Origin of the sequence: Streptomyces sp. NPDC001933 (genome assembly GCF_042890955.1) — a bacterium.
Classification (GTDB): Bacteria; Actinomycetota; Actinomycetes; order Streptomycetales; family Streptomycetaceae; genus Streptomyces.
This window is the reverse complement of the sequence record NZ_JBIASS010000008.1, coordinates 38,984-63,760: the sequence shown is the minus strand read 5'-3', so window position 1 is coordinate 63,760 and position 24,777 is coordinate 38,984. Positions and strand designations below refer to the sequence as shown.

The following is a 24,777-nucleotide window of genomic DNA, read 5'->3' as shown; positions in this document are numbered from 1 at the left end:
CCAGCTCAGGACCCGACCACCGAAGAAGACCCGGGCACGAAGGCCCCGACCGCTCACGACCCGACCGCAGAGGACCTGGAAGCGGAGGGCTCACGTCCGGCGTCCTGCGAGCTCAGCGCCTGGCACAGATCGGCCCACAGGTCCTCGACGTCCTCCAGGCCGACCGACATGCGCAGCAGCCGGTCCCCGACACCGGCGGCCTGCCGGTCCCCCTCATCCACGATGCGGTGGCTGATGGAGGCCGGATGCTGGATCAGGGTGTCCACGCTGCCCAGGCTCACCGCGGGCGTGATGAGCCGCACGGCCGAGATCACCCGGTGCGGATCCCCGTACACCTCGAACGAGACCATCGCACCGCCCAGCTTCGGGTAGTGGACCCTGGCGACGCGCGGATCGGCGGTCAGCCTGCGGGACAGTTCGGCGGCGCTCGCGGACGCCGCCCGTACCCGTACCGGGAGCGTGGCCAGGCCGCGCAGCAGCAGATATCCGGCCATCGGATGCAGCACCCCGCCGGTGGCGAAACGCACCTGCCGCAGCCGGGCCGCGAACTCCTCGTCGCAGGCGACGACCCCGCCCATCACATCGCCGTGCCCGCCCAGGTACTTGGTGGCGCTGTGCAGCACGATCCGGGCACCGTGCTCGACGGGCCGTTGCAGGACCGGGGTGGCGAAGGTGCTGTCGACGAGCAGCGGCACCGAGCCGCAGGAGTGCGCGATCGCGCGGATGTCGACCTCTTTGAGCGTCGGGTTGGCGGGGGTCTCCACCATCACAAGACCGGTGTCCGGGCGGATCGCGTCGGCGATGCCCGCCGGGTCGGTCCAGGTCACCTCCGTGCCCAGCAGCCCGGCGCCGAGCAGGTGATCGCTGCAGCCGTAGAGCGGCCGGACGGCGACCACATGGCGCAGTCCCATGCTCGCGCGGACCAGCAGCACGGCGGTGAGTGCCGCCATGCCGCTGGCGAACGAGACGGCGCTCTCGGTCCCTTCGAGCCGGGCGAGCGCGGTCTCGAACCGGGCGGTCGTCGGGTTGTCCAGCCGTGCGTAGACCGGCGGTCCTTCGAGCCTCGCACCGGTGGCGGCGAACGTGTCGATCCGCTCCGCCTCGCCCCTGGAGTCGTAGGAGGGGTAGGTGGTGGACAGGTCGATCGGCGGGGCGTGCAGTCCGAGGGCCGCGAGGTCGTCGCGGCCTGCGTGCACGGCATCGGTGGCGAGCGCCCTGGACCGGGTTGCCGTCGGGGGCGCCATCGAGTATTCGGTGTCCATGCCGCCACTCTGAACAACGCCCGGGACTGGATGGTCATCCCCCGTGCTACGTTCGGCAGATGGCTGATTCTGTCGCTCTTGACCCGGTGGACCTGCACATTCTGCGACTGCTGCAGAACGATGCCCGGACCACCTACCGCGAGTTGGCCGCCGAGGTCGGGGTCGCGCCCTCGACCTGCCTGGACCGGGTGACCAGGCTGCGCCGCTCCGGCGTGATCCTCGGCCACCAGCTGCGTCTGGACCCGGCGAGGCTCGGCAGGGGCCTGGAGGCGCTGCTCTCCGTACAGGTGCGGCCGCACCGCAGAGAGCTCATCGGTCCGTTCGTCGAACGCATCAGGACGTTGCCGGAGTCCCGTGCGCTCTTCCACCTGACCGGCCCGGACGACTACCTGGTCCATGTCGCGGTCACGGACACGGCCGATCTGCAACGTCTGGTGCTGGACGAATTCACCTCGCGCCGCGAAGTGGCCCGGGTCGAGACCCGGCTGATATTCCAGCAGTGGGAGTGCGGGCCGCTGCTGCCGCCCGCAGAACCGGCGGAGCAGGGGCCCTGAGACCGAATGATGATGACGCGGAGGCCTCCGGCGTACGAGGATGTCCGCATGTCAGACACTTCCAGCAGCGCGCTGCCCCGTCAGGTCGCCGACGCCTACGTCGACGCATTCATCGAACTCGACCCGATCGCCGGCACCTACCTCGGTGTCGCGGAGAGCTCGCGCCGCCTTCCCGACTTCTCCCCCGCAGGCCAGGAGGGTATTGCCGAGCTGGCCCGCACCACCCTGGCCAAGCTCGATGCCGCCGAACAGCTGCCCGGCGCGGACAGCGACTCCGAGCGCCGCTGCGGCCGGCTGCTGCGCGAGCGCCTCATGGCGGAACTCGCCGTCCACGAAGCCGAAGAGGGGCTGCGCGCGGTCTCCAATCTCCACTCCCCGGCGCACAGCGTCCGCGACGTGTTCACCGTGACGCCGACCGAGACCGATGAGGACTGGGCGGCGGTCGTGGACCGGCTGCGCGCGGTGCCCGCCGCGTTCGAGGGCTACCGCGAGTCGCTGGCGCTCGGTCTGGAGCGCAAGCTCCACGGCGGCCCGCGCGCCACCGCCACCTTCGTCGGCCAGCTCGACGAGTGGGCGGGTGAGGGCGGTTCGAGCTTCTTCCAGGACTTCGTGGCCCCCGGACCCGCGTCGCTCCGTGCCGATCTGGACGACGGTGCCCGGCAGGCCACCGAGTCGGTCGTGGCGCTGCGCGACTGGATGCGCGATGTGTACGCCCCCGCGGTCGAGGGCGCGTCGGACACGGTGGGCCGCGAGCGGTACGCGCGCTGGTCGCGTTACTTCAACGGCACCGACCTGGACCTGGACGAGGCGTACGCGTACGGCTGGTCCGAGTACCACCGGCTGCTCGCCGAGATGAAGACCGAGGCCGAGAAGGTGCTGCCCGGCGCCGGCCCCTGGGAGGCGCTGGCCCATCTCGATGAGCACGGCAAGCACATCGAGGGGGTCGACGAGGTCCAGGCCTGGCTGCAGGCCCTGATGGACGAGGCGATCGAGGCGCTCGACGGAACGCATTTCGAACTCGCCGAGCGCGTACGGAAGGTGGAGTCCCGCATCGCCCCGCCCGGCGGCGCCGCCGCCCCGTACTACACGGGGCCCTCCGAGGACTTCTCGCGTCCGGGCCGCACCTGGCTGCCCACGATGGGCGAGACCCGCTTCCCGGTGTACGACCTGGTTTCCACCTGGTACCACGAGGGCGTGCCCGGCCACCACCTCCAGATCGCCCAGTGGACGCATGTCGCCGACAGCCTCTCCCGCTACCAGGCGTCGATCGGCGGAGTCAGCGCCAACTGCGAGGGCTGGGCCCTGTATGCGGAGCGCCTCATGGACGAGTTGGGCTTCCTGCCCGACGCGGAGCGCCGCCTCGGCTATCTCGACGCGCAGATGATGCGCGCCTGCCGGGTGATCGTGGACATCGGCATGCACGCGGAGATGGAGATCCCTGCGGACTCCCCGTTCCACCCCGGCGAGCGGTGGACGCCCGACCTGGCTCAGGAGTTCTTCGGCAATCACAGCGGCCGTCCGGCCGACTTCGTGGAGAGCGAGCTGACCCGCTATCTCTCGATGCCGGGACAGGCCATCGGTTACAAGCTGGGCGAGCGCGCCTGGCTGCTGGGCAGGGAGAACGCCCGCAAGGCCCACGGCGACGCGTTCGACGCCAAGGCCTGGCACATGGCTGCTCTGTCCCAGGGGCCGCTCGGTCTCGACGATCTCGTCGACGAGCTCTCCAAGCTCTGACGCGGTGGCCCGGCGGCCGGGCCCGGTCCATACCGTGGTCCCGGCCGCCGAGCACCTGCGCAGCCCGAACGGCCGGACCGGCCGGACCGGCCGGGGCACTCAGTCGCTCGCGACGGTCAGCAGCCGCAGTCCTCCGAGCCGACCGGTGCGGTGAGCGGGTCCGCGTCCCGCCGCTCCCGCCCCTCCCAGGTCTCGGACTCGAAGCCCTCACGCACCCAGTACTCGAAGCCGCCGAGCATCTCCTTGACCCGGTAGCCGAGTTCGGCGAGGGCGAGCGCGGCACGCGTCGCTCCGTTGCAGCCGGGGCCCCAGCAGTACGTGACCACGGGGACCGCCGGGTCGAGCAGTTGGTGGGCCTGCTCGGCAATGAGCGCGGTCGGCAGGTGCACCGCGCCGGGGATGTGTCCCTGGTTCCAGGATTCGGTGGAGCGCGAGTCCAGAAGCACGAAGCCGGGATCGCCGTCGGCCGCGAGCGCGGCGGCGACATCGGAGACATCCGCGTGGAAGGCGAGCGAGGCGCCGAAGTAGGCGACGGCGGCCGCCGGGGAGGCGGGCGGGACGCGCAGGACGGGGTGGGCCGCGGTGGCGGTGGGCTGCGAGGTCATGTCCAGAAATCTACGGTGGGTGATCCCCTCCCGGAAGATGAGATCCCCGGCACAATGCTTGCCCTGCCGGGGATTTCCCTGTTGTCTCCTGCCCATGACCGACTATTCCCCGGACACCACCGACTGGCGCATCCTCGATGTCCTGCAACGCGAGGGGCGCGCGTCGTTCGCCGAGCTGGCGCGCGCGGTGGCGATGTCCCCGAGCGCGGTGACCGAGCGGGTACGCAGACTGGAGGAGGCCGGGGTGATCAGCGGTTACGCCGCCGTGGTCGACCCGGAGCGGCTCGGGCTGCCGATTCTCGCCCTCGTACGGCTGCGTTTCCCCAACGGCCACTACAAGCCGTTCCACGATCTGCTCGACAGGACTCCGGAGATCGTGGAGGCCCACCATGTCACCGGTGACGACTGCTTCGTACTGAAGGTCACCGCCCGCTCGATGAGTCACCTGGAGGAGGTCGCGGGCAGGATCGGCGCGCTCGGTTCGGTGACCACGAGCGTCGTCTACTCCTCGCCGCTCCCCCGCCGCGCCATCAGCCGCTGACCTCGCCGGAGGTGCGGTGCCGGACCGCCGATCCGTGCCGTTCCTTCACCACTTCGAGCTGGGCGGGGATGCGACGGCGCAGATCGGCGACATGGCTGACGATGCCGACGCTGCGGTCCCGCTCGCGCAGCGAGTCGAGTACGTCGAGCACCTCGTCGAGGGTCTGGTCGTCCAGGCTGCCGAAGCCCTCGTCGATGAAGAGGGTGTCCAGCCGCACCCCGCCCGCCTCGTCGGTGACCACATCGGCGAGGCCGAGCGCCAGGGCGAGCGAGGCGAAGAACGTCTCGCCGCCCGAGAGCGTCGCCGTGTCGCGCTCGCGGCCGGTCCAGGCGTCGACGACATGCAGTCCCAGGCCCGATCTGCGGCCTCCGGTGCGGGCGTCGGAGTGGACGAGTGTGTAGCGGCCGGAGGACATGCGCTGGAGCCGTGCGGTGGCGGCTGCGGCGACCTGTTCGAGCCGGGCGGCGAGCACGTACGACTCCAGCCGCATCTTGCGTTCGTTGTCCGCGGAGGTGCCCGCGGTGAGTCCGGCCAGCCGTGCCACCCGGTCGTACTCCTCGCGCAGCGGGCCCAGTCCGCGCACCTCGTCCACGGTGCGGCGGGAGAGCCGGCCGAGTTCGGCGCAGCGCTCGCGCGCGGCCGCCAGTGCGGCCGAGGCATCCCGCAGCAGCCGTTCGGCCGTGCCGTACGCGGCCTGCGCGACGTCCACCGCGGCCGGCGGGTGTTCGGCGGCGGCCCGGGTCTCCGTCTCGGCCAGCCGGTCGGCCACCGCTGCCGCCTCGGACTGCCAGGCGTCGACGAGCCGTTGGAGTTCGCGCTGCTCGGCATCGGGGAGGAGGGTCTCGGCCGCGGCCTGCGGGGTGTCGAATCCGGCCCGGAACGCGGCGTCCGCGAGCCGGTCGTCGGCCTCCTTGCGGTGCTGTGCGGCGGCCTCCTCCGCACGTACCGCCTCGGCTGCCGCGGCGAGCAGCGCGACGCGGCGTTCCAGCAGCGCGGCGTGCTCGGCCACGCTGCCCAGATCGCCGCGTGCGGTAGCCAACTCGGCTTCCAGTGCGGCGTGTTCGCGGTCCAGCCCTTCGCGCAGGGAGGTGCGGGCCGCGGCCCGGCGTTCGGCGAGCTGCCGGGCGTCGAGGCGTTCGGCCTGTTCCCGCTCGGCGGCCGCGAGGGCCTCGCGCGCGGAGTGCATGCCCGCCGCGGTGCGGTACGCCTCGGCGTGCATGCCGGTCAACCGGTCGACGAGCGCGCCGAGTTCGGCCACGGTGGGCTCGGCATCAAGCGCGGTGCCGGCCGGGCCCGCGGCTGCCGGACCAGTCCCGGCGGTCGGTGACGGCCCGGCCGAACCGACGGCGGCGCTCCCGGTCACGCGTGCCGACGCGGCCGGGTCGGCGGCATCGGCCCCGTCCCTCTGCTGGGGCACCGACGGCAGTGCGGCCACGCGGGCGGCGGCGTGCTGCTCGCGTACGACGCCGAGCTCCCGGTCCGCGTGCGTACGTGCCTCGTCGGCCCGGCGGTAGGCGTCGAGCGCCCGCTCCTCGGTGGCCCGGTCGACATGCCCGTCGGCCGTGCGGGCCGGGTTGGGGTGGTCAGCCGAGCCGCAGACCTTGCAGTCCTCGCCGTCCACCAGCCCGGCCGCCAGCTCCGCCGCGATGTCCCGCAGCCGGCGTTCGCGCAGCTCCAGCCACGTTTCGTGGGCTCCGGCGGCGTGCTCACGGGCGGTGGCCAGCCGCTCGGCGGCGGCGGACACCCGGCCGGCGAGCGCGTCGCGGCGGCGGGCCGCGTCCAGCCGGGCGCGGGCGGGCTCCAGCCGGCCTGCCAGCTGTTCGGCGCGGGTGGCGGCCTCCTGGGCCGCCTCGATACGGGCACGCAGGCCGTCGCGGGTGGACTCCCAGCCGGCCAGCCAGACCTCCGTGTCGCGGATCAGCTCGTCGTCGGCCCTGGCCTGGCGCTCCAGTCCGGCGCGCTCGGTGTCGATCTGCGCACTGCGCAGCTCGGCCCGCTTCGCGGCTTCGAGCCCGCCGAGCTCCTGCCGCAGCCGTCGCTCCAGCTCCGCGAGCTGTTCGGCACCGGCGTCGGCCAGGGTGCCGGGCAGCACCGCGCGGGCGCGGTCACGGGCCTGGCAGGTCATCCGGTAGGCGCGCTCGGCGTCGTCGCGCAGATCCAGTGCCGGTGCGACGAGGTCCGCCTTGCGGGCCCGTGCGAGTCGCTCGTGGTGGCGGTCGCGGTCGGCGCGGCGGTCTTCGAGCACGGAGGCCCGGCGCCGGGTCTCCTCGTACCGCTGCTGGAGTGCGGCGAGTTCGCGTTCGCCGTCGAGGGCCTGGCGGGCGGCCGACTGCCGGTCCTCGGCCGCGGCCAGGGCGCAGGCGGCGATGTCGAGCCGTTCGCGGGCGCCGCTGCGGGCCGTCGCCGCCCACTCCAGTACCCCTTCGGCGAGCCCCGGTTCGCCGGGCTGGATGTCGGGCAGCGGCGCTTCGCGTCCGGCGGGTCCGGCGGCCTGGGCGAGCCGCTGGGCGACCGCGAGGACACGTTCGTCCCCGGCCCTGACCTTGGTCTCGGCGGTGCGGCGCAGTTCGGCGAGGCGGTCCTCAACAGCGGCGAACCGGCGGGTGTCGAAGAGCCTGCCGAGGAGTTTGCCGCGTGCCTCGGCATCGGCGCGCAGGAAGCGCGCGAAGTCGCCCTGCGGCAGGAGCACCACTTGGCAGAACTGCTCCCGGCTCATCCCGATGAGCTGGGTGATCTCCTCGCCGATCTCCTGGTGCGAGCGGCTGAGCGGCCGCCAGCCGTCGTCGGGGCCGTACTCCCGCAGCCGGCTCTGGGCCTTCTCCGTGGTGAAGCCGCTGCCCTTCTTCTTGGGGCGTGGCTGTGCGGGGCTCCGGGTGATCTCCAGGCGGCGGCCGCCGACGGTCAGCTCCAGTGCGACCTCGGTGGTGAGATCCGCCGGGGCGTGGTCGCTGCGCAGGGAGGTGCCAGGGGTCTGGCGGGCGCCGGGCACCGCGCCGTAGAGGGCGTAGCAGACCGCGTCGAGCACGGAGGTCTTCCCGGCGCCGGTCGGCCCGTGCAGGAGGAAGAGACCGGCCGACGAGAGGGCGTCGAAGTCGATGGACTGGGTGGTGCCGAACGGGCCGAAGGCGGTGAGGTCGAGCCGGTGGAGCCTCAACGGTTCACCTCACGCACGCCGTCGTCCACCCGGACGTGGTCGAAGGCGCCGCGCAGCACCGTTCGTTCCTGTTCGTCGGCAGCGGAGCCGCCCCGCACATGTGCCACGAAGTCCTCGGCGATCTGCTGGTCGTCGCGCCCCTTGAGGCGCTGGGCGTACGAGGCGAGCGGGTCGTCGGGGGCCCGGTCCGGTTCGAACACGAGGCTGAGTGTGTGCGGGAACCGCTCGACGAGCCGGGCCATCGGCTCGGCCGGGCGCGCCGGGTCGGTGAGGGTGGCCTCGACCCAGGACTCCCCGTGCTTCTCCAGCGCGGGGTCGTCGATGAGGTCGTCGAGACGGCCGCGGAGCCGGGCGAGCGGGCGGGGCACCGGGCAGTCGAGACGTTCGGCGGTGATCGTGCCCGAGGCGTCGAGGTCGATCAGCCACATGGTCTTGCGGTGGGTGGCCTCGGAGAAGGAGTACGCGAGTGGCGAGCCCGAGTAGCGGACGCGTTCGGTGACGGTCTGGCAGCCGTGCAGATGGCCGAGCGCCACGTAGTCGACGCCGTCGAAGACCCCGGCGGGCACGGCGGCCACCCCGCCGACGGTGATGTCGCGCTCGCTGTCGCTGGGCTCACCGCCCGCGACGAAGGCGTGGGCGAGCACGACGGAGCGGGTGTTGTCCGGGCGCTTGGCCAGATCTGCGCGTACCCGTTCCATGGCCGCGGTCAGCACCGCTTCGTGCCCGGCGCGCTCCGCCTTGAGGACGTCCTTCACCAGGGCCGGTTCCAGGTAGGGCAGCCCGTAGAACGCCACGTCGCCGTGCGCGTCCGGCAGGACGACGGGGGTGGCGCAGCCTGCCGGGTCGGTCCGCAGGTGGATCCCGGCCCGTCCGATCAGTCCCGCGCCCACTCCCAGCCTGCGTGCCGAGTCGTGGTTCCCGGAGATCATCACGGTGGGCACGCCGGCGGCGGCGAGCCGGTGCAGCGCGTCGTCGAAGAGCTCGACGGCGGCCAGTGGCGGTACGGCCCTGTCGTACACATCACCTGCGACGAGGACCACGTCCACGTCGTGCTCGCGCACCGTCGCCACCAGGTGGTCCAGGTAGGCGGCCTGGGCTTCGAGCAGGGAGACCCGGTGGAACGAGCGCCCCAGGTGCCAGTCGGACGTGTGCAGAATTCTCAAGAGCCGGCTCCGACCTGCATCGTTCTCTTCCTCCGCCCCCGGGGCCGCTGAGTCCCTCTCGTCCCGCCCACCCCAGTCTCGCATCACCGTCGGCCCCGTCCGGGCCGTCGCCCCGCAAGCCGGGTCCGAGCGGGGAAGGTCCTGTGGGGGCACGGAATCCGGTCAGTCGTCCCCGTACGCCTCGCCGCCGAGCTCCAGCCCGGCCTCGCCCGCCGTCACGTCGGCCAGCCAGCCGCGGAAGGACTCGACGTCGGCGTCCGGGAGCCCGATCTCGATGACGACGGCCTCGGCGTAGCGGACCTCGCGCACGGTGCGGCCGGTGGCGCGGAGGTCGTTCTCCAGCTTGCCCGCCCGTTGGTGGCCGATCGTGATCGTGGCGAGGCGGAACCGCCGGCGGGTGATGGTGCCGAGCTCGTCGAGAGCTTCGCCGACCACTCCCCCGTAGGCCCTGATCAGTCCGCCGGCGCCGAGCTTGACACCGCCGTAGTAGCGGGTGACGACGGCGACGACGTAGCGCATCTCACGGCGTGTCAGCATCTGGAGCATCGGTACGCCCGCGGTGCCTCCGGGCTCCCCGTCGTCGCTCGCCTTCTGCACGGAGGCGTCGGCGCCGATCACATAGGCGTAGCAGTTGTGGGTCGCGGTCGGGTGTTCCTTGCGGATGCGTGCGACGAAGTCCTGCGCCTCCTGCTCGGTGGCGGCGGGCGCGAGCGCGCAGATGAAGCGCGACCGGTTGATCTCGGTCTCGTGCACGCCCGCTCGGGCGACTGTCCGGTACTGCTCCTGCATCCGGCCACCCTATGCCCCGTACGGGAATGGTCCGGGGCCGCCGTCCGTTGTGCGGATCATGTACGCAGACGAAGAGACGATCCGCAGGATTCTCGTGAACGGCGGCGACACCTGGGCCGTGGTGGGCCTGTCCGGCAACCGGTCGCGTGCGGCCTACCGTGTCGCCGAGGTGCTCCAGCGCTTCGGCAAGCGGGTGGTCCCGGTGCATCCGAAGGCCGAGCGGGTGCACGGCGAGGACGGCTACGCCTCGCTGGCCGACATCCCGTTCCCGGTCGATGTGGTGGACGTCTTCGTCAACAGCGAGCTGGCGGGCCCGGTGGCCGACGAGGCGGTCGCGGCGGGTGCGGGGGCCGTCTGGTTCCAGCTCGGCGTGGTCGACCCGGAGGCGTACGCCCGCACGCGTTCGGCAGGGCTCGACATGGTCATGGACCGGTGCCCCGCCATCGAGATCCCCGCCCTGGACCGCTGAACCGCAACTGCGTTCCTCGCGCGCACGTGCCCGTCGCGTGCGTGTTTCGCGCCCGGCGTCCGGCTGGGAGAATGGCCCGCTGTGACCACTACCGCCGCACCGACCCACACCCACAGCCGGAGCCGGCTGGCCGGACAGCTCGCCGAGTTGGGGGTGGAGCGCGACGGCGTGCTGCTGGTGCACGCGTCGATGCGCGCGGTGGGCCCGGTGAGTGGTGGGGTCGGTGAGATGGTCGGTGCGTTGCGGGACGCCCTCGGGCAGGGCACGCTCGTCGTCCCCTCCTTCACGCCGGAGAACTCCGACACCTCTCCGCACTACCTCGACCGGGTGCGCGGGCTCGACGACCGGGCACGGGAGGCCGTGCGGGCGAGCATGCCGCCCTTCGATCCGGCGACGTCTGCCGCACCGTCGATGGGCCGGCTGTCGGAGGCCGTACGGCTCGGCGATGGGGCGGCGCGCAGCGGCCACCCGCAGACGTCCTTCGCCGCGCTCGGCCCACTGGCCCGGAAGCTGATGGCGGATCACAGCCCCGACTGCCACCTCGGCGAGGATTCGCCACTGGCCCGGCTCTACGATCTGCGGGCCCAGGTGCTCATGCTGGGCACCGGTTTCGACACCTGTTCCGCGTTCCACCTCGGCGAGTACCGGGTACCCGCCCCGCCCCGCCGGAACTACCGCTGCGTGGTGACGGCCGGGGGCAGTCGCCAGTGGTGGGAGTACGAGGACATCGTGCTGGACGACAGCGACTTCGCCGCCCTGGGCGCGGACTTCGCCCGCGCGGGCACGGGTGCGCAGATCCGTACGGGCCGGGTGGGGTCGTCGACGAGCCGGCTCTACCGCATCGTCGACGCCGTCGACTTCGCCTCCGACTGGTTGCCGGACCACCGTGCCGGTGCGGCGGCACGCGCCCTCTGCCACTCGTCCGGCTGAGGGCGCGGCCCTCCCGAAGGGGCTTCAGCCCCTGATGCCGAGTCCCTCGACGATCACCGCGCCCGGCAGCGCCGCCAGCGCCTTGCCCGGGACGATCAGCTTGCCCCGGCGGCTGCCGCTGCCGATCAGCACCCACTCCTCGTCGACGACCGCGGGATCGATCAGCAGCGGCCACGCGGCGGGCAGGCCGATGGGGGTGATGCCGCCGTACTCCATGCCGGTCTCGCCGACCGCCGTGTCCATCGGGGCGAAGGACACCTTGCGGGCGCCCAGCTGCTTGCGGACCACGCCGTTCACATCGACACGGGTGCTGGACAGGACGAGGCAGGCCGCGAGTGTCACCTCACCACCGCGCTTGCCCGCCACCACCACGCAATTGGCCGACCGGTCGAGCAGTTCCGTGCCGTGGTGCTCGACGAAGACCGCCGTGTCGGCGATGGCCGGATCCGAGTCGACATGGATGATCTGCTCGGCGGGGAACCCTCCCCAGCCCGCGGTCACGGCCGCGGCGACGGGGGCGGTGAGCAGATCGAGCCGGTCGGCCGCCGAAGCGGCGTTCTCGAAGGAGCCGATGGGAGCGCGCATATGCGCCACGCTAACAGCGGCCTCGGGGCCTTCGGACGGCCGTCTCACCGTACGGGCGGAATGGAGACGGCCATGGTCACTTCGGCCGGCTCGGAGCCGTCGTTGCGGTAGGAGTGCGGGTGGTGGGCCTCGAACGAGGCGGAGGCGCCGGCCGGTACGGCGTACGAGGTGCCGTCGACGACCAGGGTGAGTTCGCCCCCGGTGACGTGGAGCAGTTCGACGGTGCCCTCGGGGTGCGGGTCGGAGGCGCTGCTGTCGCCGGGCATCAGCCGCCAGGACCAGAGTTCGAGCGGCCCCCTGGCCTCCGTACCGACGAGCAGGGTGGTGGAACTGCCCGCGTCGCTGGACCACATGCGTACCGCCTGGCTCTCGGGCACCAGCCGGACCGGTGAGCCCTGCTCGTAGTCGAGAAGGGTGGTGATGCTGACCCCCAGTGCGTCGGCGAGCTTGACCGTGGTGCCGACGCTCGGGTTGGTGCGGGCCTGTTCGATCTGGATGATCATGCCTCGGCTGACCCCGGCACGGGCGGCCAGAGCGTCCAGGGTGAAGCCGCGTTCCCCCCTCCAGCGCTTGAGATTGCGCGCGAGCGACTGAGTGAGCTGATCGAGGTCAGACACATTCCGTCCAATATTTTGGATGACAGGGTCGAAAATACTGCACTACGGTGTGGTGCACTCCACCGTTCACCGCACTGTACTGCGAGGCCTGCAATGACAGCACTGTTCGCGCTGGCCACCAGCCTGCTCTGGGGGCTGGCCGACTTCGGCGGCGGGCTGCTCACCCGGCGCGTCCCCGCACTCACCGTGGTCGTCGTCTCCCAGGCCGTCGCGGCCGTGGTGCTGGGCGTCGTCGTGGTCGCGACCGGCGGCTGGAGCGAGGCGGGCCCGCAGCTGTGGTTCGCCGTCGCGGCGGGTGTCGTCGGGCCGGTCGCGATGCTGAGCTTCTACCAGGCCCTGGCGCTCGGCCCGATGGGGGTCGTCTCCCCGCTCGGATCGCTGGGCGTCGCCGTGCCGGTGAGTGTCGGGCTGCTGGCCGGGGAACGGCCGGGGCTGCCGCAGTTCGCGGGGGTCGGCATCGCCGTGGTGGGCGTCGTCCTGGCGGGCGGCCCGCAGCTGCGCGGGGCTCCGGTGCAGCGCCGGGCGGTGCTGCTGACGCTGCTCGCCGCGTTCGGTTTCGGTGCGGTGATGTCGCTGATCGCGGAAGCGTCCTCGACGGTGACCGGGCTGTTTCTGGCGCTCTTCGTCCAGCGCCTCACCAATGTCGCGGTGGGCGGTGCGGCGCTGTACGCGTCGGTGCGCCGGGGCTCACGGGCGCTGCCCGAGGAGGGCGGGGCCGCCGCAGTGCTCGCCGCACTGCCGGCCCTGGCGCTCGTCGGGCTGGCGGACGTCGCGGCCAACGGCACGTACTCGATCGCCGCGCGGCACGGGCCGGTCACGGTGGCCGCCGTGCTCGCCTCGCTCTATCCGGTGGTCACCGCCCTGGCGGCGCGGGGCGTACTGAAGGAGCGGCTGCGCGGGGTGCAGGCCGCCGGGGCCGGTCTCGCCCTGGTGGGCACGGTGCTGCTCGCGACCGGTTGAGGCCCGTCAGTCGGAGGTTTCGCCTGGTTCCGCCAGGGCCAGCAGCTGCTCGGGCGTGACGCCCGTCGGGATCGGCACCGGCGCGGGGGTGCGCAGCGGCGGCTGCCAGCCCTTCTCGGGATCCCAGCTGCGCACGACACGGGCGGGGGCGCCGGCCACCACCGCATGGTCGGGCACCTCGCCCCGTACCACCGCACCCGCGGCGACCACCACATTGCGCCCGAGCGTGGCCCCCGGGAGGATCACCGCTCCGGTGCCGATCCAGCAGCCCGGCCCGATGGCGACCGGCTCCATGCGGGGCCACTGCCGGCCGACCGGCTCGTGCGGATCGTCATAGCTGTGGTTCGTCGACGTGATGTAGACGTACGGCCCGCAGTACGTGTCCGGGCCGATGGTCACCGTGGTGTCGGCGACCACATGGCTGCCCCGGCCGAGCACCACCCCGTCGCCCAGGGTCAGGATCGGGTCGGGGCCGAGATCGAGGTCGGGCATGAGCCCGGCCGTCAGGGTGACCTGTTCGCCGATCACGCAGTGCGAGCCGAGCTCGATCCACGGCTCACCGAAGACAGTGCCCTGCGGGAAGGCCAGCCGGGTGCCCTCGCCGATCCGGCGGAAGCGCAGCGCACCCGGCCGGTCCGCGGTGACCGCGCCCGTCTCCTGTACCCATCGCCAGCCGCGGTGGACGGCCCGGGACAGGGTGCGTCGCCGCCAGGCGGCAAGGGATGAGAACGTGTTCCTGTTCTTCGGCACTCGCTCACGGTAGTCGGCGGCGCCCGAGTCGATCACCGCGGCGACCTGTGATGTTCACCCCACTCGGTCGCGGTCGACCGGCCGTCGCCTACCGTTCCTCCAGGCGCGATCGAACAGCCGTGGCCGGCTGCCGGGACCGGACAGCCTCGGCCGCGCGACACCTGAGCACGGAGGAACGGGCGATGGCACAACAGGCGTTGATCACGGGAATGGGCGGCAAGGAGCCGGACATCGACGTGGATGCCTTCACGGCACCGACGTCGGTCGTCATCGGTGAGATCACGATGGCCGCGGGCTCCAGCGTCTGGTACCACGCCGTACTGCGCGCCGACTGCGGACCGATCGTCATCGGCGCCGACAGCAACATCCAGGACAACTGCAGCGTCCACGGTGACCCCGGTTTCCCGGTCACGGTCGGCGAGCGCGTCTCGGTCGGGCACAACGCCGTGCTCCACGGCTGCACCATCGAGGACGATGTCCTGGTCGGCATGGGCGCCACCGTGCTCAACGGCGCGCACATCGGCGCGGGTTCGCTGATCGCGGCACAGGCCCTGGTCCCGCAGGGAATGCGGGTGCCGCCGGGTTCGCTGGTCGCCGGGGTCCCCGCCAAGGTGAAGCGGCCGCTGACCGAGGAGGAACTCGAAGGCATCAGGTTCAACGCGGTCGGCTACGTGGAGCTGGCCAAGGCGCACCGCCAGGCCCACGAGGGCTGAGCCCGGCGGGCGGTACGCGACGGGCGGTGCGTGAATCGCACCGCCCGGTCCGTGGCGGCGCCGTACGGTCAGTCGGTGGCCACGACCGTCGCCGACTCGGGCGCCGGGGCGGCCGACGCCGCCGCCTTCTTGGCCCGGTTCTTCACGATCAGCATCGAGGCGATGCCGATCAGCAGCGCGACCACGAGGCCGAGGTAGGAGAACCGCTTGAGCCAGGCCTCGGCGACGACTCCCACCGAGTAGATGACGGCTGTGGTGCCGCCCGCCCAGACGATGCCACCGAGCACGTTGGCGATCAGGAACTTCCAGTACGGCATGTGCAGTACGCCCGCCAGCGGACCCGCGAAGATCCTCAGCAGCGCCACGAAGCGGCCGAAGAACACCGCCCACATACCCCACTTCTCGAACGACCGCTCCGCCATCGCGATCTGGCTCTCGCCGAAGTGCTTGGGGAACTTCCCGCCCATCTTGGCCAGCAGCGGGCGTCCGCCCTTGTGGCCGATGGCGTATCCGATCGAGTCACCGATGATCGCGCCGGCCGAGGCACAGGCGCCGACCATCCACGGGTTGATTCCGTCGTGCCCGGCGGCCAGGAGCGCCGCACTGATCAGGACGATCTCGCCCGGCAGCGGGATGCCGAGGCTCTCCAGCCCGATGACCGCGGCCACCAGTGCGTAGACGCTGACCGCGGGGATGGTCTCCAGCCATTCCTGGATGTGCAACGCCGGTTCCTCCCGTAACTGATGCCTGTTGCCCGCCGGGCAACTCCTCGGCGCACGGCGGGAAGCCTACCTGTCCCGCCAGTTGACCGGACAGCTCGAAAAGCCGCCACGCGCCCTCCCCCGGGGCGCGTGGCGGCTCTTCGCGAAGCCGGCCGGAATCAGACGTTGGGGCGCAGCGTCCAGACGACCGTCATCTCACCGGTCACCGCGCCGTCCGCGCGCTGGATCTCGATGGTCACGGGGAACTCCGGCCGCTTGCCCTCGTCGAGTTCGGCGATGACCTCGGCCACCGGGCGGCCGAGGGTCGCCGTCGCGGTGACGACTCCCTTGGCCAGCTTCTTGTAGCCGATCTCCGCCTTCACCGCGAGCGGCACGGCGCGCGACATCTGGTCGCCGAAGGCGGCGATGACGATCGCCCCGCTCGCCGATTCCGCCAGCGTGAACATCGCTCCGGCGTGCGGTCCGCCGATGTGGTTGTGGTACTCGGCCTGGTCCGGCAGGCGGACCACCGCGCGCTCGGCGGTCGTCTCCAGGAATTCGAGGTTGAGGGTCCGGGCCATCGGAACCGTTGCGACGAGCATCTCGCCGACGGTCATCTGTTCAGCACTCATGGCCAGATGTTACTCACGAGTAGAACTTTTTGGCCATCCCCGGAACCTCCGGTGGACCTCCCTGATCGCTTCCTTCACCGTCCGCACACGGGGGCGGGCGTAGCAGACCGGCCACCGCCCCTCTATCGTTACTCGCCATGTGGCCAGGACAGCAGCCGCCCGGGGGCGAGCAAAACCCGCAGGACCAGAATCAGAACCCGTACCAGCAGCCGGGGTACCAGCAGCCGAATCCCTATCAGCAGCCGGGATATCAGCAGCAGGGACAGCCGGGGCAGCAGCCGGGGTATCCGCAGCAGGGCCAGCAGCCCGGCTACGCGCAGCCGAACCCGTACCAGCAGCCGACCGTGCCGCAGTATGCGGTGCCCGGCCCGCCCGGTGCTCCGCAGCCCGGCGACAACAACAAGAAGAAGACCACCGCCATCGCGATCGTCGCCGCCACCGCCGTGGTCGTGGCCGCCGTGGTGACCGGTGTCGTCGTGATGAACAAGGACGACAAGGGCAAGGACGTCGCCGACGACAAGCAGTCCTCGGCGCCCGCCAAGCCGTCCGGTTCCGCGTCCGGCGAGGTGAACCCGCGCGGCGAGGACGGGGACCCCAAGCCCCTCATCCCCGGGTGGAAGGTCGTCACCAACCCCAAGTGGGGCACCCAGTTCGACGTGCCCGGCGACTGGGAGGTCGGGAAGCCCGGCGTGTTCTCGTACTTCGAGGACGAGAAGAAGGGTGACGGCTCGCCCCTCATCGGCTTCTCCGCGCCGTCGTACTACCAGAAGCAGTGGTGCGTGGACGACACCGACAAGGACGGCGTCGAGGAGGACATGAGCCTCGCGAGCGCCGGCACCAGGGGCGCCCAGGGCGCCACCGACGCCGCCAAGAACGCCCACAGCGAGGCCGGCACCTGGGCGTGGGCCGCCTACGCGCAGCACATGCCGCAGAGCACCATCAAGTTCACCGAGGCCAAGCAGTACACCACCAAGTCGGGTCTCACCGGCCAGGTCGTCAGCGCCACCGCCCCGAACGTCACGAAGAAGGAGAAGTGCGACAGCGACGGCAAGGCCATCGCCTTCACCTTCAAGAACAAGAAGGGTGAGTTCGCGTCCTGGGTCCTGTACGGAGCCGACTCCGTCAAGGACGAACTCCCCGACACGACGATCGACAAGATCCTGAGCACCGTGCGGCTGGTGGACGTCACCCCCGCCCCCTGACCCCGTTCCCTCCCCCGGGAAAGCAGTTGGCACGGCGGGGGCGGGGCAGCGATAGTCCCCTGGTGACTGTCGCCGCCACCGCATCCCGTCCGCCGCACCCCGACCGCAACTACCGTCTGCTGACCGCCGCCGCGATCATCACGGGCCTGGGTACCCATGGCGCGCTGATCGCGGCGGCCTTCGCCGTTCTGAAGGCGGGCGGTGACGGCGGCGACGTCGGTCTGGTGGCCGCCGCCAGGACCGCGCCCCTGGTGCTCTTCCTGCTGATCGGCGGGGCGATCGCGGACCGGCTGCCGCGCCACCGGGTGATGGTCGCGGCCAACACCCTCAACTGCCTCTCGCAGGCCGCGTTCGCCTGGCTGGTCCTGGCCGGTGATCCGAAGCTGTGGCAGATGATGCTGCTCACCGCGTTGTGCGGCACCGGGCAGGCGTTCTTCAACCCGGCGGCCGAGGGCATGCTGATGTCCAGCGTCAGCCGTGAGCAGGCGAGCCGTGCCTTCGCGCTGTTCCGGATGGCCACGCAGGGCGCGACGATCGGCGGCGCGGCACTCGGCGGTGCCATGATCGCGGCGATGGATCCCGGCTGGGTGCTGGCCGTCGACGCCGCGGCCTTCGCGGTGGCGGGTGCGCTGCGCGCGTTCCTGGACGTCGGTCACATTCCCCCTCGCACGCCGGGCGGCGGCCTGCTCGCCGACATGCGGGACGGCTGGCAGGAGTTCATCGGCCGCCCCTGGCTGTGGAGCATCGTGGCCCAGTTCTCGGTGGTGGTCGCCGCCGTGGGTGCGGCCGAGTCGGTGTACGGTCCGCTGGTCGCCCGGGACGAACTCGGTGGCGCCCGCCCCTGGGGCTTCGCCCTCGCCGCGTTCGGGGCCGGCACCTTGGGCGGGGCGCTGCTGATGACGCGCTGGAAGCCCCGGCGACTGCTGCTGGCCGGAACGCTCTGCGTCTTCCCGTTGGCGCTGCCGTCGGCGGGCCTCGCGGTGCCGTTGCCGGTGGGCGCGCTCTGCGCGGTGATGTTCGTCAGCGGCGTCGCCATCGAGGTGTTCGGGGTCTCGTGGATGACGGCCATGCACCAGGAGATCCCGGAGGAGAAGCTCTCGCGCGTCTCGGCGTACGACTGGTTCGGCTCGGTGGCGATGATGCCGGTCGCCACCGCACTCGCCGGCCCGGTGGAGTCGCTGGTCGGGCGGAGCGAGGCCCTGTGGGGGTGCGCGGCGCTGATCGTGCTGGTCACCGGGGCCGTGCTGTTCGTTCCGGAGGTACGTCGGCTGACCCGGGCCCCGGAGATCACCGAGGTCGCGGCGGGGAAGGACCGGGGGCCGGTCTCAGCCGATGCTGAAGGCTCCGTCGGGCGGCTCGGGTGAGGCGACCGCCTCACCGTCGCCGACCGGCCGGGCGCCACCGGCCAGCCGGTCCAGCGCGGCACCGTACTCGACCCTGGCGGGGAAGGCGTCGCCGGCACAGCGACGGGTCAGCGCAGCGGTGTCGATGGGGCTCGGCGAGGCGACCAGGATGACGTTGCCGAAGCGCCGGCCGCGCAGCACCGCGGGTTCGGCGATGAGCGCGAGTTCCTCGAAGACCGCTGCGAAGGTGGCCAGTTGGGAGCGGAGGAAGCCGAAGGGCGCGCCGTCCGCGAGGTTCGCCGCGTAGATCCCGCGGTCCCGCAGCGTACGGCGGGCAGCGCGTGCGTACTCGACGGAGGTGAGGTGGGCGGGCACCCGCGAGCCGCCGAAGACATCCGCGATCAGGATGTCGAGGGAAGCGGGCGCGGTCCGCTCCAGCAGGCCCCGGGCGTCCGTGCCGTGCACGGTGATCCCGCTGTGGCCGGGGAGCGGAAGCTGCTCTGCGACCAGTTCGAGGAGCCCGAGATCGGCCTCGGCGACGTCCTGGCGGGAGCCGGGTCTGGTCGCGGCGGTGTAGCGGGGCAGGGTGAGCGCACCGCCGCCGAGGTGGAGTACGTCCAGCGGTGCGCCCGGCCCGGCCGCGCAGTCGACGACATGGGCGAGCCGTCGGGCGTACTCGAACTCGAGGTGCTCCGGCGCGTCGAGGTCGACGTAGGACTGGGGCGCGCCGTCGACGGTGAGCAGCCAGGCCCGGTCCCGGTCCACGTCGGGGAGGAGTCTGGCGGTGCCCTGGTCCACGTCCCGGATGACGGGTATCGAGTCGTTCACTCCCCCATTGTGGGGTGCCGGATCAGCTGCTCAGCACCGTGGCGACGGCTTCGGTGTGTGCGGCCGACTGTTCGAGCCCGGCGCGGGCCGCCGCTGCCCGGCAGCTCGGGTCGAGGGGGTTGCGGCCGAATGCCTTCTTCGCGGCCGCGTCCGGGGTGACGACCTCGACCCGGGCACCGTCCGCGGCGAGTGCGGCCGCCTGTGAGCGCGGTGAGGCGATGGCCTTGTTGCCGCCCGCCGAGGGCGCGATGACGACGACGCGTCCGTATCCGGCGGCGAGCTGGGCGTTGGCCGTGGAGTGCACCCCGCCGTCGATCCAGGTCCGCCCCTGGATACGGGTGACGGGCCAGACGCCGGGGACCGCGCAGCTCGCGGTGACGGCGTCGACGAGGGATACCCCACCGTCCCTGTCGAACGTGTGGAGTTCACCGGTCATGGCGTCGACGGCGGTGACGAGCAGAGGACGCCCCGGCCACTCCGGCGACAGGAGACGGCTCGCGATCGCCTCTCGCCGTTGCTCCTCGGTGATGCCGGGCCGGGCGTCCCGCGCGATCCTGCCCAGCTTCCGGCCGTACGCCTCGGGGGTCCGAGCGGAGAGTACGGCCCCCGCGTACCGCAGCAGCATGAGCGGGCCGAGCCTGCCGCCCGTCATGTCCTGCGGATCGGCGAGCTGGAGTTCGTAGAGTTCGGGAAGACCGAGCAGTCCGGAGGCCAGCTGCGCGCCGACCATCGCTCCCGCTGAGCTGCCGATGATCAGATCCGTAGCGGAGAGGTCCACGCCCGCCTTCGCGAGCCCGTGCAGGATCCCGGTCTCCCACGCACTGCCGGTGACTCCACCGGCACCGAGCACCAATGCTGTGTCTGTCATGCCGTCAGTCTCGCGCACGGCACGGGCCCGCCTCCCGTGGGGCACGGGAAGCGGGCCCTTGGCGCGTGGCGGTTCAGAGCAGCCCGGTGACGGTCCCGGCGCCGACCGTGCGGCCGCCCTCCCGGATCGCGAAGCCGAGTCCGCTCTCCAGCGGGACGTCACGTCCCAGCTCGACGGTCAGGTCGACCGTGTCACCGGGGCGCGCCACCGCCACCGCACCGAGGTCGACGTCGCCGACGACGTCCGCGGTGCGGATGTAGAACTGCGGCCGGTACCCGGTGGTGACCGGGGTGGTCCGGCCGCCCTCCTTCGCCGACAGGACGTACACCTGCGCGGTGAAGCGCCGGCTCGGCGTCACACTGCCCGGCGCCGCGACCACATGGCCGCGTCGCACCCGGTCGCGCTCCACCCCGCGCAGCAGCAGCGCCACGTTGTCGCCGGCCTCCGCGGACTCCATCGGCTTCCCGAAGGTCTCCAGCCCGGTGACGACCGTCTCGATGTCCGGGTCCGGTCCGAGCACCGAGACCCGGTCGCCGGTACGGACCGTGCCGCGCTCCACGGCTCCGGTGACGACGGTGCCCCGGCCGGTGATGGTCAGGACGTTCTCCACCGACAGCAGGAACGGCGCGTCGGTGTACCTGACCGGCATCGGCACGTACGTGTCGACCGCGTCCAGCAGCGCCTCGACGGCCGCGGTCCAGCGCGGGTCGCCCTCCAGGGCCTTCAGCCCCGACACCCGTACGACGGGAACGGAGTCCCCGCCGTAGCCGTGCGCGGAGAGCAGCTCACGGACCTCCAGCTCGACCAGGTCGGTCAGCACTGTGTCCTCGCCGTCGTCGACGGCGTCCGCCTTGTTGAGGGCGACCACGATGTGGTCCACACCCACCTGACGCGCGAGCAGCACGTGCTCTGCGGTCTGCGGCATGATCCCGTCGAGCGCGGAGACGACCAGGATCGCCCCGTCGAGCTGGGCGGCGCCGGTGACCATGTTCTTGATGTAGTCGGCGTGCCCCGGCATGTCGACGTGCGCGTAGTGGCGGGTGTCGGTCTCGTACTCGACGTGCGCGATGTTGATGGTGATGCCGCGCTGCGTCTCCTCCGGCGCCCGGTCGATCCGGTCGAACGGGACGAACGTGCCGGTCCCCCGGTCGCTGAGGACCTTGGTGATGGCGGCGGTCAGGGTGGTCTTGCCGTGGTCGACGTGGCCCATGGTGCCGATGTTGAGGTGCGGCTTGGTGCGCACGTATGCCGTCTTGGGCATGGCTCATTCCTTGGTGTTCGAAGCTGAGAGAGAAGACCCCAGGGCCCCGCCGACCCTCCCCTTGCGGGGTCCGCCGGACTGTCGGGGGAGGGTCAGCTTCGGGCGCCGCCGATGGGCGCGGCAGCAGCGGTGAACGCTGCCGCTGCGACAAGTGCCGCTGCGATGAAGGGGCTCACGGCAGCCTTCGGCGCGTCCGCGACTGCGGACGGCGCTGCGAGGAAGGCGTACCGGAACATGGGTCCGATCATGTCCGACGGGCCCGGCGGCGTCGAATGGTTTTCCGGCGTACACCGCAGCGTCGGCAAAGGAAGTTCGGCCCGCGCCGGCTGCAGGGCGGACGACGGGCGCGGGATCGGCGGACCGGCCCCTGCCGTGTGCGTTACGGCGATCACCACCGGTGTCGGTTACTCTCCCGGCATGCTCGACCCCGTCCCCGCAGCCCGGCCCGCCCCCGGCCTCGCCGTGCGCTGCACGAGGGCGCTGCTCTCGCCCTGGTCCCGGTTCTCGCTGCTCGTGGCCGTGCTGCTGGGCGCCGCGGCGACGATGCTCCTCCTCGAACCCCAGCGGCTGCTCGCCACCGGCTGGCCCGCCCAGCTCAGCGGCGGCGCCGTGGCGGTGGTCCTCTTCGGTGTCGGGTACGGCGTGTGCACCGTGGCCTTCGTTCCCCGGCCGCTGCTCAATCTCGCCTCGGGCGCTCTCTTCGGTACGCAGGCGGGGCTGGCCGCCGCACTGGCGGGGACGGTGCTCGGCGCGGGCATCTCGTTCGGGCTGGGCAGGGTGCTGGGGCAGGACGCGCTCCGTACGCTGCTGCGCGGGCGGTGGCTGAAGGCGGCGGACGGCCAGCTGAGCAGGCACGGGTTCCGCTCGATGCTGGCGCTGCGGCTGTTCCCGGGCGTGCCGTTCGCAGCGGCCAACTACTGCGCGGCGGTGTCGCGCATGGGGTATCCGCCGTTCCTGGTCGCCACCGGGCTCGGCTCGATCCCGAACACCGCGGCGTATGTCGTCGCGGGCAGCGAGGCCACGTCACCGACATCGCCGGCGTTCCTGGCCGCGATGGGTTTCATCGTGCTGACGGGGCTCGGCGCGGCCGTCGTCGCCTGGCGCAAGCGCCACCGGCTGGCCGCCGAGTGAACCGGGGCGCCCGGAGGCTGTCGGAGGGAGGCCGGGGGACGCGTAACGCTGTTCATCTGAGGGCGGTACCCTGCCCGCGACCGACCGAAGATCTCCGGGGCCCGTCATGGCCCCGTCCTCATTCGACCGCAATGCGCACACTGCCGACGGCCCTCACCGCCGTCTGCCGATGCACGATCACTCCGGGATGGCCAAAGCCCCATGAGCTGGTTCGAATCGTTCGTCCTGGGCCTCGTTCAGGGACTGACCGAGTTCCTGCCGATCTCCTCCAGCGCACATCTGCGGCTCACCGCAGCTTTCGCCGGCTGGCACGACCCGGGTGCGGCGTTCACCGCCATCACCCAGATCGGCACGGAGGCGGCAGTCCTCATCTACTTCCGCAAGGACATCGTCCGGATCGTCTCGGCCTGGCTCCGTTCGCTGACCGACCGGTCGATGCGCGGCGACCACGATGCCCAGATGGGCTGGCTGGTCATCGTGGGCTCCATCCCCATCGGCGTGCTCGGGGTGACGTTCAAGGACCAGATCGAGGGCCCGTTCCGTGATCTGCGGCTGATCGCCACCACGCTGATCGTGATGGGCATCGTCCTCGGCATCGCCGACCGTCTCGCCGCCCGCGACGAGGTGGGCGGGAAGCACCGGGCCGCCAAGGAGCGCAAGACGCTCAGGGAGCTCGGCGTGAAGGACGGCCTGATCTTCGGCTTCTGCCAGGCGATGGCGCTGATCCCGGGTGTCTCCCGTTCCGGAGCGACCATCAGCGGCGGTCTACTGATGGGCTACACCCGTGAGGCCGCGGCCCGGTACTCCTTCCTGCTCGCGATCCCGGCGGTACTTGCCTCGGGCGTGTTCGAACTGAAGGACGCGGGCGAGGGGCACGTGTCGTGGGGGCCGACCATCTTCGCGACCGTCATCGCGTTCGGTGTGGGGTACGCGGTCATCGCCTGGTTCATGAAGTTCATCACGACCAAGAGCTTCATGCCGTTCGTCATCTACCGGATCATTCTGGGCATTTTGCTATTCGCCCTGGTCGGCGCGGGGGTCCTGAGCCCGCACGCGGGCGAGTCCGCCGGGTGATCAACTCTCCACTTCTATTCCGATCCAGCGCTTTCCGACATTCCCGTGCATCCGCGCGTCATGATCGTCTTCCACTCGCCTCCCAGCCTTCTCCCGCTTTCCCCCACGCAGGAGCCGATTTCCTCCCACGCAGGAGCCGAAGAGGCCGGCAGCATGGCCATGTGCTATCGCAAAGTCGGAGAGCAATAAGGACGGCCCGCACAGCCGGTGCTGTGCGGGCGAGCACTCAGTCGCGAAGGGCAGGTCACCGGAACAGGGCGATCACCCCCGTCGCGCCGCCCACGACGCCGGCCATCGCACCAGCCATGCCGAGCGGCCACCACCGGACCTTGAGCGCGTCGACCTCGGTCCCCAACTCGTTCAGGATCCGGGCCGATGCTCGCGGCCCCCATGCCTGCTCCATCCGCGTGCAGTAGTCGACCGACATGCGGGCGAGCTCCGCCACCTCTTCACGGCGCAGACCCGGTGTGCGGCGATCGGCGCCCATCGCCGTCGGCACCGGCGGCGGCGCCGCCTCCCGGTCGCCCAAGGCGGCCCCCAACACACTCGCCCCCGGCCTACGGGCCACCGATCTCGCCCCCCCCGGGCCGCCGCTGCCGGTGGCAACGCGGCCGAGACCGCCGAGGGCGCCCTCCGCTTGACCCTGCTGCCGGACGGCGGCCCCAGCGGTGGGTGGTCCAGGCTCGGCGGATCGGGCTACGGTCGGTGACGATCGTGTCGGCGAGATCGAAGAAAGCGCTGATGGCGCACTTGATGACCCACCTTCGGTGTCCGAGCCGTTCCCGGTTGTCCTGGGCCTGGCGGGCTGCCGGCTCCGTGTCCGGCCGGTGCGCCACAATTGCCCTATAAGCTGACCTTGTGAACTTTTCGGGTCGATTTCGGCGTTTTGCCGGCAGCAGCCTCGGGGAGCG

At 71.8% G+C, this 24,777-nt stretch carries 24 protein-coding genes and 3 pseudogenes; 12 read left to right on the top strand and 15 right to left on the bottom strand.

What is annotated here, in order from left to right; genetic code table 11:
- Positions 1-53: 53 nt before the first annotated feature.
- The gene (locus ACFYY7_RS20790; protein ID WP_388663339.1) at positions 54-1,262 is read right to left on the bottom strand and encodes a trans-sulfuration enzyme family protein; all 1,209 of its coding nucleotides are present in this window, start codon (positions 1,260-1,262) and stop codon (positions 54-56) included.
- Positions 1,263-1,321: 59 nt separating this feature from the next.
- On the opposite strand from ACFYY7_RS20790, the gene ACFYY7_RS20785 reads away from it, so the two are divergent.
- Complete coding sequence (locus tag ACFYY7_RS20785; RefSeq protein WP_388663337.1) at positions 1,322-1,816, top strand: Lrp/AsnC family transcriptional regulator; 495 nt, start codon at positions 1,322-1,324, stop codon at positions 1,814-1,816.
- Between the two features lie 48 nt (positions 1,817-1,864).
- Entirely contained in the window at positions 1,865-3,550 is a 1,686-nt protein-coding gene (locus ACFYY7_RS20780; RefSeq protein ID WP_388663335.1) for a DUF885 domain-containing protein, read from the top strand.
- Between the two features lie 116 nt (positions 3,551-3,666).
- On the opposite strand, the gene ACFYY7_RS20775 is transcribed toward ACFYY7_RS20780, so the two are convergent.
- Positions 3,667-4,155: a rhodanese-like domain-containing protein gene (locus ACFYY7_RS20775; RefSeq protein WP_388663333.1), complete on the bottom strand. Its 489-nt coding sequence runs from the start codon at positions 4,153-4,155 to the stop codon at positions 3,667-3,669.
- A 94-nt stretch (positions 4,156-4,249) separates the two neighbouring features.
- Between ACFYY7_RS20775 and ACFYY7_RS20770 the strand changes: the two genes are divergently transcribed.
- Positions 4,250-4,696, top strand: a complete 447-nt coding sequence (locus ACFYY7_RS20770; protein WP_388663331.1) for an Lrp/AsnC family transcriptional regulator — start codon at positions 4,250-4,252, stop codon at positions 4,694-4,696.
- On the opposite strand, the gene ACFYY7_RS20765 is transcribed toward ACFYY7_RS20770, so the two are convergent.
- The 3 genes from ACFYY7_RS20765 to ACFYY7_RS20755 form a co-directional block, all read right to left on the bottom strand.
- Positions 4,686-7,850 (bottom strand): AAA family ATPase, encoded by a 3,165-nt coding sequence (locus ACFYY7_RS20765; protein WP_388663329.1) that lies wholly within the window; start codon positions 7,848-7,850, stop codon positions 4,686-4,688. The two genes, ACFYY7_RS20770 and ACFYY7_RS20765, sit on opposite strands and share 11 nt — an antisense overlap.
- Positions 7,847-9,013: an exonuclease SbcCD subunit D gene (locus ACFYY7_RS20760; protein WP_388663327.1), complete on the bottom strand. Its 1,167-nt coding sequence runs from the start codon at positions 9,011-9,013 to the stop codon at positions 7,847-7,849. Before ACFYY7_RS20760 ends, ACFYY7_RS20765 begins: the two co-directional genes overlap by 4 nt.
- A 162-nt stretch (positions 9,014-9,175) precedes the next feature.
- Positions 9,176-9,802, bottom strand: coding sequence for a YigZ family protein (locus ACFYY7_RS20755; protein WP_388663325.1), 627 nt, complete (start codon positions 9,800-9,802; stop codon positions 9,176-9,178).
- 58 nt (positions 9,803-9,860) lie between these two features.
- On the opposite strand from ACFYY7_RS20755, the gene ACFYY7_RS20750 reads away from it, so the two are divergent.
- On the top strand, positions 9,861-10,271 hold the full coding sequence (locus ACFYY7_RS20750; protein ID WP_388663323.1) for a CoA-binding protein: 411 nt from the start codon (positions 9,861-9,863) through the stop codon (positions 10,269-10,271).
- Positions 10,272-10,352: 81 nt separating this feature from the next.
- A complete protein-coding gene (locus ACFYY7_RS20745) occupies positions 10,353-11,201 on the top strand; it encodes an aminoglycoside N(3)-acetyltransferase (RefSeq protein WP_388663322.1) in 849 nt (282 codons plus the stop codon).
- A gap of 24 nt (positions 11,202-11,225) precedes the next feature.
- On the opposite strand, the gene ACFYY7_RS20740 is transcribed toward ACFYY7_RS20745, so the two are convergent.
- Together ACFYY7_RS20740 and ACFYY7_RS20735 are read right to left on the bottom strand one after the other, a co-directional pair.
- Complete coding sequence (locus ACFYY7_RS20740) at positions 11,226-11,786, bottom strand: YbaK/EbsC family protein (protein ID WP_388663320.1); 561 nt, start codon at positions 11,784-11,786, stop codon at positions 11,226-11,228.
- Between the two features lie 44 nt (positions 11,787-11,830).
- On the bottom strand, positions 11,831-12,403 hold the full coding sequence (locus ACFYY7_RS20735; protein WP_388663318.1) for a helix-turn-helix domain-containing protein: 573 nt from the start codon (positions 12,401-12,403) through the stop codon (positions 11,831-11,833).
- 93 nt (positions 12,404-12,496) lie between these two features.
- On the opposite strand from ACFYY7_RS20735, the gene ACFYY7_RS20730 reads away from it, so the two are divergent.
- Entirely contained in the window at positions 12,497-13,363 is an 867-nt protein-coding gene (locus tag ACFYY7_RS20730; RefSeq protein WP_388663316.1) for an EamA family transporter, read from the top strand.
- Positions 13,364-13,369: 6 nt separating this feature from the next.
- Here ACFYY7_RS20730 and ACFYY7_RS20725 read toward each other — a convergent pair whose 3' ends face one another.
- Positions 13,370-14,113, bottom strand: a complete 744-nt coding sequence (locus tag ACFYY7_RS20725) for an acyltransferase (RefSeq protein ID WP_358945618.1) — start codon at positions 14,111-14,113, stop codon at positions 13,370-13,372.
- Positions 14,114-14,295: 182 nt separating this feature from the next.
- Between ACFYY7_RS20725 and ACFYY7_RS20720 the strand changes: the two genes are divergently transcribed.
- Positions 14,296-14,826 carry a gamma carbonic anhydrase family protein gene (locus ACFYY7_RS20720; protein WP_266735400.1) on the top strand — a complete coding sequence of 177 codons (531 nt, stop codon included), beginning with the start codon at positions 14,296-14,298 and terminating at the stop codon, positions 14,824-14,826.
- Between the two features lie 68 nt (positions 14,827-14,894).
- Here ACFYY7_RS20720 and ACFYY7_RS20715 read toward each other — a convergent pair whose 3' ends face one another.
- Both ACFYY7_RS20715 and ACFYY7_RS20710 read right to left on the bottom strand, forming a co-directional pair.
- The gene (locus ACFYY7_RS20715; RefSeq protein WP_388663314.1) at positions 14,895-15,548 is read right to left on the bottom strand and encodes a DedA family protein; all 654 of its coding nucleotides are present in this window, start codon (positions 15,546-15,548) and stop codon (positions 14,895-14,897) included.
- Positions 15,549-15,706: 158 nt separating this feature from the next.
- On the bottom strand, positions 15,707-16,144 hold the full coding sequence (locus ACFYY7_RS20710; protein WP_388663730.1) for a DUF4442 domain-containing protein: 438 nt from the start codon (positions 16,142-16,144) through the stop codon (positions 15,707-15,709).
- A gap of 152 nt (positions 16,145-16,296) precedes the next feature.
- Between ACFYY7_RS20710 and ACFYY7_RS20705 the strand changes: the two genes are divergently transcribed.
- On the top strand, positions 16,297-17,361 hold the full coding sequence (locus tag ACFYY7_RS20705) for a hypothetical protein (protein ID WP_388663312.1): 1,065 nt from the start codon (positions 16,297-16,299) through the stop codon (positions 17,359-17,361).
- Between the two features lie 62 nt (positions 17,362-17,423).
- Positions 17,424-18,725 carry an MFS transporter gene (locus ACFYY7_RS20700; RefSeq protein WP_388663310.1) on the top strand — a complete coding sequence of 434 codons (1,302 nt, stop codon included), beginning with the start codon at positions 17,424-17,426 and terminating at the stop codon, positions 18,723-18,725.
- Here ACFYY7_RS20700 and ACFYY7_RS20695 read toward each other — a convergent pair.
- The 3 genes from ACFYY7_RS20695 to tuf form a co-directional block, all read right to left on the bottom strand.
- A complete protein-coding gene (locus ACFYY7_RS20695; protein ID WP_356089670.1) occupies positions 18,687-19,532 on the bottom strand; it encodes a fused MFS/spermidine synthase in 846 nt (281 codons plus the stop codon). The two genes, ACFYY7_RS20700 and ACFYY7_RS20695, sit on opposite strands and share 39 nt — an antisense overlap.
- A gap of 22 nt (positions 19,533-19,554) precedes the next feature.
- Positions 19,555-20,400 carry a patatin-like phospholipase family protein gene (locus ACFYY7_RS20690; RefSeq protein WP_388663308.1) on the bottom strand — a complete coding sequence of 282 codons (846 nt, stop codon included), beginning with the start codon at positions 20,398-20,400 and terminating at the stop codon, positions 19,555-19,557.
- Positions 20,401-20,473: 73 nt separating this feature from the next.
- Complete coding sequence (tuf, locus tag ACFYY7_RS20685) at positions 20,474-21,661, bottom strand: elongation factor Tu (RefSeq protein ID WP_376320057.1); 1,188 nt, start codon at positions 21,659-21,661, stop codon at positions 20,474-20,476.
- A gap of 417 nt (positions 21,662-22,078) precedes the next feature.
- Between tuf and ACFYY7_RS20680 the strand changes: the two genes are divergently transcribed.
- Together ACFYY7_RS20680 and ACFYY7_RS20675 are read left to right on the top strand one after the other, a co-directional pair.
- On the top strand, positions 22,079-22,792 hold the full coding sequence (locus tag ACFYY7_RS20680) for a TVP38/TMEM64 family protein (RefSeq protein ID WP_388663306.1): 714 nt from the start codon (positions 22,079-22,081) through the stop codon (positions 22,790-22,792).
- Between the two features lie 201 nt (positions 22,793-22,993).
- Positions 22,994-23,866, top strand: coding sequence for an undecaprenyl-diphosphate phosphatase (locus ACFYY7_RS20675; protein WP_376320052.1), 873 nt, complete (start codon positions 22,994-22,996; stop codon positions 23,864-23,866).
- Positions 23,867-24,218: 352 nt separating this feature from the next.
- On the opposite strand, the pseudogene ACFYY7_RS20670 reads toward ACFYY7_RS20675, so the two are convergent.
- Positions 24,219-24,410 (bottom strand): annotated as a pseudogene (locus ACFYY7_RS20670) (transcriptional regulator); the annotation flags it as partial.
- Between ACFYY7_RS20670 and ACFYY7_RS20665 the strand changes: the two are divergent.
- A pseudogene (locus tag ACFYY7_RS20665) lies at positions 24,364-24,560 on the top strand (short-chain dehydrogenase); the annotation flags it as partial. The pseudogenes ACFYY7_RS20670 and ACFYY7_RS20665 sit on opposite strands and share 47 nt — an antisense overlap.
- Here the strand turns inward: ACFYY7_RS20665 and ACFYY7_RS20660 are convergent.
- Positions 24,517-24,609 (bottom strand): annotated as a pseudogene (locus ACFYY7_RS20660) (IS5/IS1182 family transposase); the annotation flags it as partial. The pseudogenes ACFYY7_RS20665 and ACFYY7_RS20660 overlap by 44 nt on opposite strands.
- Positions 24,610-24,777 lie beyond the last annotated feature (168 nt).